The sequence below is a fragment of the Rothia terrae genome, assembly GCF_014705925.2.
Taxonomy (GTDB): domain Bacteria; phylum Actinomycetota; class Actinomycetes; order Actinomycetales; family Micrococcaceae; genus Rothia; species Rothia terrae.
In genome coordinates this window covers 57,411-70,255 of record NZ_CP061539.1, presented here as the reverse complement: position 1 = coordinate 70,255, position 12,845 = coordinate 57,411, and the positions used below count along the sequence as shown (strand labels likewise).

The following is a 12,845-nucleotide window of genomic DNA, read 5'->3' as shown; positions in this document are numbered from 1 at the left end:
TGCGATTTTATGTGCTGCACCTTCCTACAATGAAAGCTAGTAGCCCGCGCTTTTCGCGGGCAGTCTCGCACATTCATTGAATTTGAGAGGACCATTATGGTCACGATTATCGTGGCTGCCCATGGAGAATCCGCACCCGCGCTTCTCGCCACAGCACGCATGATTCTTGGCAACACTGAGAATGTTCACCCGGTGACTTTTGCACCCGGTGAGGGCCCCGAAGATCTCATCGAGAAGTACCGGGCCATCATGTCTTCTGCCGGCGATTCCACCGAGACCCTCATCTTGGTTGATCTCTTTGGCGGTAGCCCCTACAACGCAGCAGCTCGCGTAGCCGCTGAAGATTCATCGGTTGATGTTGTTTCTGGCGTCAACGTTCCCATGCTGATTGAAACCATCAGCGCCGCATCCCGAAAGAACGCGACTCTGGCGTCCTTGGTCAAAAAAGCTACGACCGCAGGCACTAAGGGCGTTCGTTCTTTCCAGGAAATCATGAACCCGCCCGCGCAGGATGCGAGCACCTCCGCAGCACAGTCGGCAGCGGCGAGCGCGGCAACCACCGCGCAGGGTTCAACGGCGCAGAGCTCAACTGCACAGAACGCGGCGGCTACCGGCAACGGCACCATGACCAACGTGTTCACCCGCATCGACTCCCGCCTGATTCACGGCCAGGTAGCGGGCAACTGGGCCAACTACATTGGCCCGCAGACCCTCATTGCAGCGTCCGATTCAGCAGCTAAAGACAAGATTCGCAAGACCCTTCTGCTGCAGGTTGCGCCCTCACACATCAAGACCAACGTGCTTGATATCGCGAAAACTGGCAGGGTCTTCAAGAACCCCAAGTACACCGGCATGAAAACCATGTTCGTTGTCGAAGGCCCGCAGGACGTCCTTCGTCTCATGGACGAAGGCGTTGAGGTCAAAGAGGTCAACGTTGGCGGTGTCACCTACCGCGACGGTTACGCGCAACTTTCTGAGGCTGTCTACGCCTCACCCGAAGACATCGAAGCCTACAAAGAGCTCGACGCACGCGGCGTAAAAATGACCATCCAGCAGCTGCCCAACACCGGCCGCGAAGACATGATGAAAAAGCTTAAAGAGAAGGGTCTGATCTAAGTGAATCCCCTCGAATTTACCCTGGTAATTCTCGTTGCCTTGGTATGCGGCATGGCATCGGTGCTCGATGAGCGCCAGTTCCACCGCCCCATTATTGCCTGCACCCTCATGGGTCTGGTTTTGGGCGATCTGCAGACCGGCATTATTTTGGGCGGTAGCCTCGAACTCATTGCGCTGGGCTGGATGAACGTCGGCGCAGCAATGGCACCGGATGCGGCACTCGCATCCACCATCGCAACCATCGTTGTGATCGAAGGTCACCAGTCCATTGGTGAAGGCATCGCGTTGGCTGTTCCGCTGGCTGCGGCTGGTCAGGTTCTCACCATTTTTGTTCGCACCATTACGGTCTTCTTCCAGCACCAGGCTGACAGGTTCGCGCGCAACGCCAACTTTAGAGGCGTCGAAGCAATGCACATCCTGGGTCTGCTCCTGCAGGGTCTGCGCGTTGCTATTCCCACCGCCGCAGTTGCTGCAGTTGCAGGTACGCACATTGTTCAGACCTGGCTGGACGCTATCCCTGAAGTCATCACCTCAGGCCTGCAGGTAGCGGGCGGCTTCATCGTGGTTGTCGGTTACGCAATGGTCATCAACATGATGAAAGCAAAAGCACTCATGCCCTTCTTCTTCCTAGGCTTCGTACTGGCAGCGTTCATCCCCGATCTCAACCTCGTGGGCCTCGGCATCATCGGTGCCTGCCTGGCAGTGGTTTACGTACAGCTCAACCCCGCATTCCACGATTCCATTCAGGCACCCGCGCCCGTCACCGCTGGCGCAGGCAACGACCTCGACAACGAGCTTGAGTAGGAGGCTCCCATGACTACCCACAACGTTTCATCAGACCAGGTGGCATCATACGCAGCATCCGACAACGATGCTCACGCCGAGGCCAACCACAAGGCACCCGCCCAGGATCTCACCCAGCGCGACTACCTCTCAACGTACTTCCGCTCCACCTTCCTGCTCGGCTCCTTCAACTTCGAACGCATGCAGGCAATCGGCTTTGCCGTCACCATGATCCCCGCGATCAAGCGTTTCTACACCACCAAAGAAGACCAGGCAGCCGCGCTCTCGCGTCACCTGGAATTCTTCAACACCCAGCCCTGGATCGCATCCCCCATTGCCGGTGTTACCGCCGCAATGGAACGCCAAAAGGCAGCCGGTGAAGACATTGACGACGCCGCCATCACCAACGTCAAAGTTGGTCTGATGGGCCCCATGGCAGGCGTTGGCGACCCCATTTTCTGGGGTACCGCACGCCCGGTTCTCGCCGCACTCGGCGCATCCCTAGCACTCAGCGGCAGTATCCTCGGCCCGTTGCTGTTCTTCTTTGGTCTGGGCATTCTGCGCTTTGCCACCCGCTGGTACGGCTTCAAGATCGGCTACCAAAAGGGTGTCGAAATCGTGTCTGAAGTTGGCGGCAATACTCTGCGTCGTCTCACTCAGATGGCGTCCATCGTTGGTTTGTTCGTCATGGGCTCGCTGGTGTCTAAATGGACATCCATCAACGTGCCCATGGAGCTCTCACGCTACACCGACCAAACCGGCAAAGAAGTCGTGACCACCGTCCAGTCAGTCCTCGACTCGTTGCTGCCGGGCATGCTCGCGCTGCTGCTGACCTTCCTGTGCATGTGGCTCCTTCGCAAGAAGGTCAACGCCATCTGGATCATCTTCGGCATGTTCATCATCGGCATCCTGGGCTACTGGGCAGGAATCCTCGCGCCGTAAGCAGAGTTGTTCCGCCTGATAGAGATGCCGCCGCCAGCAGGCACACTACGTCGTCAACTGGCATCGGGACTGGCGTGAATCGCATCGTGAGCGCCAGCGAACCATGCGAGAGGGACTGCTGACGACTGTGTGTCTGCTGGCAATGGCCCACCGCCCCGTAACCTGCCGGGGCTTCTCTTGCCCCGCACCTTTACGGCACCTAGTGTGTTGTTGAGACCAAGGACGCCGGTGCCCACTTCACCGGGCACCGGCGTCCGCTTTATCACCACCGATTTTTGGAAGGTTTTCACCATGAAAAAGCTCATGGCATTTGACGTTGACGGCACCCTGTTTGTGAACGGGGAGATCTCGCGTGAGAACGCGCAGGCTATCAAGCGTTGGCAGGATGCCGGCAATCTCGCGGTGTGCTCCACGGGCAAGAGCCTGTTCGCGGCGAAGAAGACCTTTGAGGGTAGCGGCATTGAGTTCGACTATTTTGTATTGTTCACGGGCGCGGTGGTGACTCGTGGCGATGAAGAGGTTCTCTTTGAGAAGTCGCTGCCCAAGGACGTGGTGGCTGAGGTTGTTGAGCGCCTAGTGCAGTATGACAATATTTCGGTGTTCGCCACCGATATCGACAGCGATTACGAGCTGCATAACCCGCTGGCGCAAAGCTCCCATATGCTGCTGAACTTTGTACCGCTGAAGGTTGAGGAATTGGCTGAGCGCGACATCATCGGCATCCCGATTCAGGTGGCTGATGACGCCCTGCGCGCCGACATTCACCGCTGGTTGACCGAGGAATACGCCGGCCAGTTAGATGCTCATCTCAACCAGGACTTCATCGATATTGTGCCCGCAAACTGCGACAAGTCCACCGGCCTGCGCTGGCTCGATGAAAACGTATTTGCCGGTGAGCAGATTGAAACCTACAGCATTGGGGATTCGTGGAACGACCTTCCCATGCACGCGTGGGCACAACATTCCGCGTCCTTCAACTACTCACCGCAGGACGTCAAGGACGCCACCGAGACCGTCGTGGAGCACTCCTGGGAGTACATTAACTCGGCGCTGGGCGAGTCCGGCGCGAAGGACGCGTAGGGCATGAGCGAGCGTCCTTCTTTCAAAGAAACCTTCGTGGCGGTTGGTCAGCGCACCCTTGATAAGGGTCGTCAGGACGAAGGCGTGTACATCGTTTCTGTGGCGCCCATTGTGACTGCTCTGATGGTGATTGCGGCTCTGCTGTACGTCATTACGCACGGTTGGGGCACGCTCATTGCCCTGGTGTGCGCACTGGTAGTGCTGTGGGGACGCTGGGTTCTGCAGCGTCAGGCGTCCAAAGACTTTGCGGATATGCGCATGTCAGTGCAGGGTTTTAAGGCAACCGGCAAGGACAAGTACCTTGAGTTCATCAAGCTCCGCGGCGAGCAGATGCTGCGCGATAATAAGGCGCTGACGTCCAGTGCTAAGGCTGAGATAGGACGCCTGCTGGACTACGTGGAGCGCAAGCGCGGCGCGTAGCGTCCACCAACCCCTGGCGTTGCGCTCATCCGCTGGCACTTTAACACCTTGCGGTGAGCGAAACGCCAGGGGTTACTGCGCAACCTAAACCTCAACCACGTCCACGGTGACCTCAATGTTGCCGCGGGTTGCCTTTGAGTACGGGCAGATAGAGTGCGCTTTTTGTGCGAGCTTGCGCGCATCCACCATCAGCAGGTGCGGTACCGAAACCTCAAGTGCGACCTTCAACTCAAAGCCACCCTCATCATCGTTGCCAATGGTGACGCGCGCGCTCACCGAAGAATCCGAGACATCCACGCGCTCCTCGGATGCGACCAGCTTCAACGCGGAGTGAAAACAGGCGGCGTAGCCGAGTGCGAAGAACTGCTCGGGGTTGGCACCGTCACCGCCCTTACCGCCCATTTCGCGGGGCATGGCGAGGTCAAAATCCAAGGACCCGTCGGCTAGATGAGCACGTCCACTGCGGGCATCGCCGGTTGAGATAGCTTCGGTGGTGTACAGGGGTTTCATCTTCAGTCCTTTCATCTACACTTCTTTCTTTTCAGCCTAAAGAAGCCAGCTGAAAATATGGTGAACTTCGCGGTTTATGTCGTTGAATGACGCGACACCCCACCCACAAAATACTTTACAAAGAAAGTTTTTAGGGTGTAGAGTATGAGCCATAAGAAAAGCTCACACGAAAGGCTAAAAATCATGGAATTCGGCATTTTTACAGTCACCGATATCACCCGCGACCCCACTACCGGTAAGACCCCCACGGAGTACGAGCGCCAAAAAGCAATCGTCGAAATTGCAAAGAAGGCAGAAGAAGTTGGTCTGGACGTCTTTGCAGTCGGACAGCATCACAACCCGCCCTTTATCGCATCCTCACCCACCACCACGCTCGCCTACATCGCAGCGCAGACCAAGAAAATTCAGCTGAGCACCTCAACCACGCTCATCACCACCACCGACCCGGTGCGCATCGCTGAAGATTACGGCACGTTGCAGCATCTTACCGACGGGCGCATGGACCTCATGCTCGGACGCGGCAACACCGGCCCCGTCTACCCCTGGTTCGGTAAGGATATTCGCCAGGGTGTCAATCTCGCTATCGAGAACTACAACCTACTCTGGCGCCTGTGGCACGAGGAGCGCGTGAACTGGCAGGGCAATTTCCGCACCCCGCTCAACGGCTTCACCGTCACCCCGCAGCCGTTGGATGAGGTCGCACCCTTCGTATGGCACGGCTCGATTCGCACTCCCGAGATCGCGGAGCAGGCAGCGTATTACGGCGACGGCTTCTTCCACAACAACATCTTCTGGAACAAAGAACACACCGGTCAGATGATTGACCTCTACCGTGAGCGCTATGAGTACTACGGTCACGGTGCTGCTGATCAGGCAATCGTGGGCTTGGGTGGCCAGGTGCTTATGCGCAAGAATTCGCAGGACGCGGTGCGTGAGTTCCGCCCCTACTTTGACAATGCGCCGGTCTACGGCGGTGGCCCTTCATTGGAGGATTTCACCTCGCAGACTCCGCTGACGGTGGGTTCGCCGCAGGAGGTTATCGAGAAAACCCTGTCGTTCCGCGACTACGCAGGTGATTACCAGCGTCAGCTCTTCTTGATGGATCATGCTGGTCTGCCGTTGAAGACTGTTCTTGAACAGCTCGACTTGTTGGGCGAAGAGGTTGTGCCCGTGCTGCGTGAGGAGTTCGCTAAGCTCAAGCCGGCTCATGTGCCGGATGCGCCGACGCACGCGTCCTTGGTTGAACGCAAGAAAGCTGGTAAGGAGCCTGTACCCGGTGGTATTCGTGCCGCTGAGCTGGCAGAGCAGGCGCGTCAGGCTCAAAATCAGAGTTAACTAGACGCGTCGGACTTACTAATCCGAACGGTTAAGAAAATTTTTTTGAAAATGGTGCTTCTGGGTAGCGCATTGCGCACCGAAAAAGCGCTGTTTTAACAGGAGAAAATCATGAAAACTCCACGTATTACCGTGGTGACGGCAGGGCTGTCAGAGCCGTCTTCCACCGCTCTTTTAGGTGAGCAGCTGGCGGACGCAACGGTGCAGGCGCTAGGAAAAATGGGCGTCCAGCCTGAGGTTGAAACTATTAATGTGAGGTCTATTGCCACCGATATCACCAACCATTTTTTGACGGGTTTTCCCGCCGGAAAGCTTCCTGAGGCACTTGATAGCGTCTACGCATCGGATGCTCTGATTGTTGTGTCACCAACTTTCAAAGCGTCTTATACCGGGCTTTTCAAGTCTTTTTGGGATCTGGTGGAGGACGGTTCTCTGCAGGGCAAGGCTGTTCTACTGGCGGCAACCGGCGGCACGTCGCGTCATTCGCTGATGATTGATACCGCCATGCGCCCGCTGTTTACGTACCTTAAGGCGCAGGTTGCTCCGTCCGGTGTTTTTGCGGCGACTGACGATTTTGGGTCGGATGCTAATCTTCAATCGCGCATCGATAAAGCGACTGCTGAATTCGCGCAAATTATTGGCTGGTTAGGCGTTTTGCCAACCCACGATCGACCGCAACAGGCGTCACCAGGTGTTTATCCTACGTCCGCGACTGAAGCTATCGACGAGAGCGAGCGTGCGGCGGCAATCTCTGATGGCGCGCCCTCAGGCTCGGAATTTGATGATGCGGACGGCGCTAATTCCGGCTCGTTCTTTGGCATTGCTAAAGAACGTAAAGCCCCGGGGTTGGAGCCGCTAAAAGTAATTCCTTTTGCGCAATTGTTGAACAATAATAAAGGTAATTAAAAATGAAATTCTCGGTTTTTATTTTAGGAACCGAGAATTTTTTATATTAATTTACGAGAACTATAAAAAATGGTTTATATTTAGCTACAACCACATAGGCTCACACATTACCCCGGAGGTTTTAGAGGAACTATGGATGCATCATCAGCGCCCCCTGCCGACCGCGCAAACCTCTCTCTGGCAAAACTACACAGAGGTTAACGACTACCTCCAGCTAGTTACCGACAAGACTTTAAAACAGCAGGCAGGCATTCGCTTAGTTGATTTCAAAGTCCTCCAGATTCTCGTTGAGTCCCCCGAAGCTCAGACAAGCCAAATGGTTCGCATGGGCCACCTTTCCCAGATGCTCAAGCTCTCCCCCTCGCGTCTGACCTACCAGATTAATTCACTCGCAAAATCAGGGTGGGTTGAAAAGGTAAGCGTTGATTCCGACCGTCGCGGTGCTGGCGTCAGCATCACCGATGCCGGACGCGAAATTTTTGAGACCGCACGGTCTATTCACAAGGCCACCCTGCACGATTTGGTGTGCGGCAACTTATCAAAGAGCGAGGTAGAGTTCCTCGGAGCTATCTATTCACGCATCTTTGATTCTATTGACACGCATTATCGCGAACGCTCGTACAACTAGAGCTAGTTAAACAAGTGGAGGCCGGTGCTTATGGGCACCGGCCTCCACCTTTAAAAAAATTTATTTTTGGGGGAAGATGCGTGAGTCTTCTGTGATGGTTCCGCGACGAGCCGCCGGAGTATCTGCCGCTGAGGTCTCACTGGATGCGGTGGCGTCAGAATTTTCTACACAGTGCTGAACAGGCACGCTACCGATGCCCTGTACGCGATGAAGCTTCTCGCGGTTAGCGAGAACCACCAGCGACATAGCGTTGAGTCCCAGGCCGACCACAAAAACAATCCAGCCAATCACCATGTAGTGGGTGCCAGAGAGTAAAGCCCCAACCAGCATCGCCGCAACGGATGCGAGGTATGCCGGTGAAAGTAAAAATTTAGTATTCATCGGTGAGAGGTCCTATGCGCGTACGCTAGCTGATTTTTTCTGACGAGATTTGAAGATGGAATTATCCTGCTCATCGGCATCTTCTGCGATGCTCACGATGGGCTGGCTTTCAGTGTCAGGTTCAGGATCTTCATCAAATGAAACCTCTTCACTCTGCGACAGTGCCTTGGGTTCGCGGTCTTCACGCAGGAAGGGCAGGGGTGCGCCCTTTGCCTGCTGGATGGAAACCACGGCAGAAAAGACGTTGAGCGCTAGTCCGGCGAGTAGCAGAATCCAGCCCAGCACTGTGATGAAAGTTGAGCTTGCACCGATCATAATTGCGCCAACGAAAATCGCAACGAGGGAAGTTAAAAATGCCGGTGAGAGTTCTTTGAAATCCATTGTTCCTTTATTTCACACGCGATGTGTCTACATAAAATCTTTATATGCCCAGTGCAGCATGTTTGAAAATGTGCTGATGAGCAATAGATTTTTAGTGTAGTGCATATTTCTGAGAACTTCTTGACTATTACCTGATACCTCAGGCAGTGAGCAGAAGCCCACAGTTTTCGCGGGTTTTTGAATGACGCATCGTGTCATAAACGATGCGGGCTACAACCTTTTTGCGCACCGCGGCAATTAATTTTTATGCGCGCAAAGAGCTGTATTCACCGTCCAAACTCTTTTGCGCAGTGACAATATCCATCTGTTTGGTCAGCAAATTCTGCTCTTCGGTCATGGTTTCCTTCAAAGTAGGTTGCGACTTGGTGGCATCCAAAGCCACTCGGGACATGTTCATGGTCATGCCGGCGTCGCGTCCTTCTTCAAGCTGGATCATCATATCCAACTGGTTCAGCACCTTATGCACGGTTTCGTACTCGTAGTAGTTGCGCTGGTCAATGACTGCACTTTGCGCTGCCAGCAGGGAACGACGACGCACACGGTTGATTTTCTCTAGCTTCTCATTACGAAGCTCAATCGCCTGAGTGTCAGCTTCTTGCATTTTCTTGTAGCGAGTTGAAATTTGTTCCAAGAGCTTCTGTACGCGCTCAACCTCTTCAGGGTCGCTTGAGGCTGCAGATTCCTTCAGCGCCAGCAAAGATGCTTTCTGCGCAATAGCGAGCAGTTCTTTTTCTTCAGCCTCAGCGTGATTGCCCTGCACCCCTACGCCGAGCACTTTCACCAGCGTAGGCAGAGTGAGTCCGGGGAACACCATCGTAAAGAAGAGAACGGTCACCACCATAATGATGGCCTCCGCTCGCAATTCGCCCAGCGACAACGGCAGGGTGAGAGCGAGCACCAGCGTCACCAGTCCGCGCATACCCGACCACGTCATCACCAGCACCTCGGCAAAGGAGTGCGGGGTGGCCAGCTTGTCTTTGCGAAAACGCCCGATCAGCCAGATCAAGCTCATCCATATAAGGCGCGTCAAAATAGTCACCACCGAAATCAGAACGCCGGCGCTAACGGTTGCCCACAGATCAATTTCGGTGTGGTACACAATTTCACCGGCTTGCAGACCAATCAGACCGAAAGCCAGTCCGGTGACCATAAGTTCAAGGACGCGCCAGAAAGCATTGTCGGTCAGGCGGTCTTCGGCGGTGAGATCACCAACGGAGCTACCTACCTGAATAGCGGCAATCACCACGGCAATAACGCCGGATGCGTGAAGCTCCTCAGCGAGAATATATACGGCAAAGGGAATAACGAGGGTGACGGTACTGCGTGCAACGGTATCGTGCATCATGCGACGAACCTTGCTACCGATCCAGCCGACAGCGAGACCGAGAAGCACAGCTACTACCGCACTGAAAATAAAGCTGGAGATCACAACACCGGCAGCAAGGTCCCTCTCACCTTCGACCGCTAAAATTGCGGCCTGAAAAAGAACGAGCGAGACAGCGTCGTTGAAGATACCTTCGGTCTGCAATTTACTGACGATGCGGCGGGGAATGCCAACGGGTTCAGCCACGGCTTCAACAGCCACGGGGTCCGGTGGTGCGATGGCGGCACCAACGGCAAGCGCTACAGCAAAGCCCATACTGGGAATCAGTGCCCAGGTAAAACCGGCAACAACAAAAGCCGAAACAGCGGTGAGGGCTATGGAGTACATCAGGATGCTTCGCCACTCACGACGCAATGAACCCCACGAGGTGCGGTGACCTATAGCCCAGAGAAGCGGCGGCAGAAAGATGGGAAGAAGAATTTCGGGTTCAATCTCAAGGCTAGGCATACCGGGAACCACGATAATCAACGTAGCCAATAATGTAAGCAGAACCGGCCACGGCAAATTGAAGCGGTCGCCCACTCCCACCATCAGAGCTGTTGCCAACAAAATCACCACAAGAATGATGAGATATTCCACGGTTCTGTGTTCCCCTCGCATTCCGGCACAAAAGCCGGCATTCTAAAAAGCTTTATTGAATTTTATCGTTATGATTTACCATTGCTTCTACAACAGCAGCGATAGAGTCCGACACCAGCTTTTCACCCTGCGTCTGGTCTTCAAAGCCCTTGGTCATAGCGCACAGGCTAAATGCTCCCGCATCCAAAATTGCCACACCCACGGTGTTGAGGTTCCACAGGTTGTCGGTATCAGGCAGCCAACCGTTTTTGCACAGAACATCTTGATCGTCCTGACGGCTTTCTTTGAGTGCGCCTACGCCCCAGCTTTGCGATTCATCCTTTGCGTGCATGAGTTCGCGCAGGTAGTCGACGTCGTTGGGGTTGGCCCATTCCGCACCGTCATATACCGTACGGGCTATTTGCACCTGATCAACGGGGTTGGTTTCGTTACTACCCCAACCTTCACTGGATGAGGTATTAGTGACGCCCATTTTCTGATAGGTGCCATTAAGAAAGTCCGCGCGCTCAGTATTGGTGGTGCCCAGCATTCCAAAAAGCTGTGAGGTGGCGTCGTTGTCGCTTTGCTCGATGCTGGCTTTCATCGCCTGGTTTTGCTCATCGGTGAGCTGATCATTTTTTTCATGCTGAAAACGCATCACGGCGAGCGCAATGCTGACTTTTACGATGCTTGCCTCATAGCCGCGGTATTCAGGGTGGTATTGAAAGCCCTGGTTGGTGACGTGGTTGAAAGCGGCAACGGAGAGTTCATCGGCGCCGTAGGTTTGCGCGAGTTCATCGAGTTTTGAGGAGAGCACTTGCTCGGGAGTGAGCTGGTTTGCGGCTGCGTTTTTCTCTCGCCATGCGCCTGCTGCCATGAGACCGGCACCCAGCGCGAAGCCGCCTACCATGTGGCGGCGAGTGAACATGGGAACATTTACATCGGGTGCGCGAGAAGTCATGATTTTAGTCTAAGGCACTATAGTGCACGCGGAAAGTATTTGCATCTCGCTGTGTGAATGAGCACCGTCTTAAAGCGCGGTAGAGAAAGTCACCCTGTGAAAAATGCGTTTAGAGGAGCGGGCTTTTTTGCGTTTCGAAGTAGCGACGGTGGCACAAAATCGTTATGCCTAGTGAACACAGGGCAAAGTACAGTGCGCCCGAGAAAACATAGACGTAGGGCAGGCCACTGAGCACCAGCAAAGAGATAAGAAAAGCACCGGCTACCGACAGTACAAGCTGCAGGGGAACCAGCGGAAGGACGCGCGTCGTACTCGGAGCAAAGACCTCAAAGGTTTTTGCAAGTAACCCGGCGAAAGCGTACCCAACGCCGAGTGAGAGCGCACCCACCAAACCAATCACGCCACTCACCGCCCACGAAAAACCGGTGTAGACAGTGATGAGCGCGCCAAAGATAAATCCACTGACAAACCCGGTGAGCAGCACCATCATGAACGCTTTAAAACCGGGTGCGGGAATATCATTTTCGGGCTCAATCTCGCGAGCCTGCTGGCGCATCTGGACGCGCGAAAAGACGGGCACTTGCTGAAAAACAAGTACCCGCCGATTGGGTTGGTCATTAGGGTGAGGCGCGCGCACGCTCATTAGGCGCCACAACCGCCTGAGCCGCAGGCGCAGTTGCCGCCGCATCCACCGCTGGTGGGTGCAACCTCGGGCAGGGCAAAGCCGTGAGCGTCCATGAACTCCTTGTGCTCTGCTAAAAGGTCGCGGTTTTCAGCGCCGAGAACTTTAAAACGTCCGTCGGTGATCATGGTCAGATCAGCCAGCACGAGAGTTCCGTTTTCGGCCTCGCGGTCGGCAAGAACCAGTGCGTTAGCGATGTGAAGAGCTAGCGGTTGCAAGGATTGCAGGGTGTCGGCGCGTCCCTCACCCACGACGAGGGTGGCCCGGGGTGCCGCTACGCGAGTTGCCGCCAGGATGCGCAAGGCACGCATGGCGGGCAAAGAATTGTGCCCTTCAAGCTGTAGGAAATCAACGGTAATGGTGTCTTTAGTACCGGCAATCTGCGCGATATCAGCAGCAATGTCTTCGTTGGTGAGATCCGGCGCGATTTCTAGCACCTTGCCCTCAAAGCCTGAACCGTTGCTGTCGAGGTTGCCCAGCTTCACCGTGTTCTGAAAGAAGCGGTAGCGCAGTGAGGACGCGGCGTCCACCATGGTAAAGGTTTGCGCCTCGGGTGCGGTGAGCATTTGTTCTAGCTCGTCGCGGGTGGCGGGTTCTGCTGTGATGACTCGTTCGGCTAGTTCGGTGAAAAACATGGTTTCATTCTACGCCCCTCACTCTCACGGTTTTAAAGTCTGACCACCATATGCGGCAGTGGGGCTAGTTAGTTGCTGAGCTTTCTGGCGGTGGAAATTTATTTCCTTGTTTGCTCGGATTTTCCACCGCCAGCCCCTCTCCG

At 54.9% G+C, this 12,845-nt stretch carries 15 protein-coding genes; 8 read left to right on the top strand and 7 right to left on the bottom strand.

From position 1 onward, the window contains the following. The first annotated feature begins 96 nt into the window (after positions 1-96). From IDM49_RS00380 to IDM49_RS00360, 5 genes are all read left to right on the top strand, one after another. A complete protein-coding gene (locus IDM49_RS00380) occupies positions 97-1,116 on the top strand; it encodes a mannose/fructose/sorbose PTS transporter subunit IIA (protein WP_190724622.1) in 1,020 nt (339 codons plus the stop codon). Beyond that, positions 1,117-1,920: a PTS mannose/fructose/sorbose transporter subunit IIC gene (locus IDM49_RS00375; RefSeq protein ID WP_190724621.1), complete on the top strand. Its 804-nt coding sequence runs from the start codon at positions 1,117-1,119 to the stop codon at positions 1,918-1,920. It begins immediately after the preceding gene. A gap of 9 nt (positions 1,921-1,929) precedes the next feature. Next, positions 1,930-2,841 carry a PTS mannose transporter subunit IID gene (gene manZ, locus IDM49_RS00370; protein ID WP_190724620.1) on the top strand — a complete coding sequence of 304 codons (912 nt, stop codon included), beginning with the start codon at positions 1,930-1,932 and terminating at the stop codon, positions 2,839-2,841. A gap of 228 nt (positions 2,842-3,069) precedes the next feature. Beyond that, the gene (locus IDM49_RS00365; RefSeq protein ID WP_190724619.1) at positions 3,070-3,921 is read left to right on the top strand and encodes an HAD family hydrolase; all 852 of its coding nucleotides are present in this window, start codon (positions 3,070-3,072) and stop codon (positions 3,919-3,921) included. Positions 3,922-3,924: 3 nt separating this feature from the next. Next, positions 3,925-4,341: a hypothetical protein gene (locus IDM49_RS00360; protein ID WP_210729647.1), complete on the top strand. Its 417-nt coding sequence runs from the start codon at positions 3,925-3,927 to the stop codon at positions 4,339-4,341. An 84-nt stretch (positions 4,342-4,425) separates the two neighbouring features. On the opposite strand, the gene IDM49_RS00355 is transcribed toward IDM49_RS00360, so the two are convergent. After that, positions 4,426-4,851 carry an organic hydroperoxide resistance protein gene (locus IDM49_RS00355; RefSeq protein WP_190724618.1) on the bottom strand — a complete coding sequence of 142 codons (426 nt, stop codon included), beginning with the start codon at positions 4,849-4,851 and terminating at the stop codon, positions 4,426-4,428. 183 nt (positions 4,852-5,034) lie between these two features. On the opposite strand from IDM49_RS00355, the gene IDM49_RS00350 reads away from it, so the two are divergent. The 3 genes from IDM49_RS00350 (at position 5,035) to IDM49_RS00340 (ending at position 7,720) form a co-directional block, all read left to right on the top strand. Beyond that, positions 5,035-6,186, top strand: coding sequence for an LLM class flavin-dependent oxidoreductase (locus IDM49_RS00350; protein ID WP_190725362.1), 1,152 nt, complete (start codon positions 5,035-5,037; stop codon positions 6,184-6,186). Positions 6,187-6,297: 111 nt separating this feature from the next. Beyond that, positions 6,298-7,092, top strand: a complete 795-nt coding sequence (locus IDM49_RS00345) for an FMN reductase (RefSeq protein ID WP_190724617.1) — start codon at positions 6,298-6,300, stop codon at positions 7,090-7,092. Positions 7,093-7,228: 136 nt separating this feature from the next. Beyond that, on the top strand, positions 7,229-7,720 hold the full coding sequence (locus tag IDM49_RS00340) for a MarR family winged helix-turn-helix transcriptional regulator (protein ID WP_190724616.1): 492 nt from the start codon (positions 7,229-7,231) through the stop codon (positions 7,718-7,720). Between the two features lie 60 nt (positions 7,721-7,780). Here the strand turns inward: IDM49_RS00340 and IDM49_RS00335 are convergent, their stop codons facing one another. The 6 genes from IDM49_RS00335 to IDM49_RS00310 form a co-directional block, all read right to left on the bottom strand. Further along, on the bottom strand, positions 7,781-8,101 hold the full coding sequence (locus tag IDM49_RS00335) for an ATPase (protein WP_190724615.1): 321 nt from the start codon (positions 8,099-8,101) through the stop codon (positions 7,781-7,783). A 12-nt stretch (positions 8,102-8,113) separates the two neighbouring features. Then, positions 8,114-8,482: a hypothetical protein gene (locus IDM49_RS00330; protein WP_190724614.1), complete on the bottom strand. Its 369-nt coding sequence runs from the start codon at positions 8,480-8,482 to the stop codon at positions 8,114-8,116. 244 nt (positions 8,483-8,726) lie between these two features. Further along, on the bottom strand, positions 8,727-10,445 hold the full coding sequence (locus tag IDM49_RS00325; RefSeq protein WP_190724613.1) for a cation:proton antiporter: 1,719 nt from the start codon (positions 10,443-10,445) through the stop codon (positions 8,727-8,729). A 52-nt stretch (positions 10,446-10,497) separates the two neighbouring features. Then, complete coding sequence (locus tag IDM49_RS00320; protein WP_190724612.1) at positions 10,498-11,385, bottom strand: serine hydrolase; 888 nt, start codon at positions 11,383-11,385, stop codon at positions 10,498-10,500. A 109-nt stretch (positions 11,386-11,494) separates the two neighbouring features. Continuing rightward, positions 11,495-11,965: a hypothetical protein gene (locus tag IDM49_RS00315; protein ID WP_190724611.1), complete on the bottom strand. Its 471-nt coding sequence runs from the start codon at positions 11,963-11,965 to the stop codon at positions 11,495-11,497. A gap of 62 nt (positions 11,966-12,027) precedes the next feature. Then, complete coding sequence (locus IDM49_RS00310) at positions 12,028-12,702, bottom strand: biotin synthase BioB (protein WP_190724610.1); 675 nt, start codon at positions 12,700-12,702, stop codon at positions 12,028-12,030. Between the last annotated feature and the right edge of the window lie 143 nt (positions 12,703-12,845).

Bases quoted from the DNA above. Each gene is read 5' to 3' on its own strand.
- IDM49_RS00360 (WP_210729647.1), top strand. From the start codon at position 3,925: ATGAGCGAGCGTCCTTCTTTCAAAGAAACCTTCGTGGCGGTTGGTCAG.
- IDM49_RS00340 (WP_190724616.1), top strand. From the start codon at position 7,229: ATGCATCATCAGCGCCCCCTGCCGACCGCGCAAACCTCTCTCTGGCAA.
- IDM49_RS00345 (WP_190724617.1), top strand. From the start codon at position 6,298: ATGAAAACTCCACGTATTACCGTGGTGACGGCAGGGCTGTCAGAGCCG.
- IDM49_RS00310 (WP_190724610.1), bottom strand. From the start codon at position 12,702: ATGTTTTTCACCGAACTAGCCGAACGAGTCATCACAGCAGAACCCGCC.
- IDM49_RS00355 (WP_190724618.1), bottom strand. From the start codon at position 4,851: ATGAAACCCCTGTACACCACCGAAGCTATCTCAACCGGCGATGCCCGC.
- IDM49_RS00380 (WP_190724622.1), top strand. From the start codon at position 97: ATGGTCACGATTATCGTGGCTGCCCATGGAGAATCCGCACCCGCGCTT.
- IDM49_RS00350 (WP_190725362.1), top strand. From the start codon at position 5,035: ATGGAATTCGGCATTTTTACAGTCACCGATATCACCCGCGACCCCACT.
- IDM49_RS00330 (WP_190724614.1), bottom strand. From the start codon at position 8,482: ATGGATTTCAAAGAACTCTCACCGGCATTTTTAACTTCCCTCGTTGCG.
- IDM49_RS00320 (WP_190724612.1), bottom strand. From the start codon at position 11,385: ATGACTTCTCGCGCACCCGATGTAAATGTTCCCATGTTCACTCGCCGC.
- manZ (WP_190724620.1), top strand. From the start codon at position 1,930: ATGACTACCCACAACGTTTCATCAGACCAGGTGGCATCATACGCAGCA.
- IDM49_RS00335 (WP_190724615.1), bottom strand. From the start codon at position 8,101: ATGAATACTAAATTTTTACTTTCACCGGCATACCTCGCATCCGTTGCG.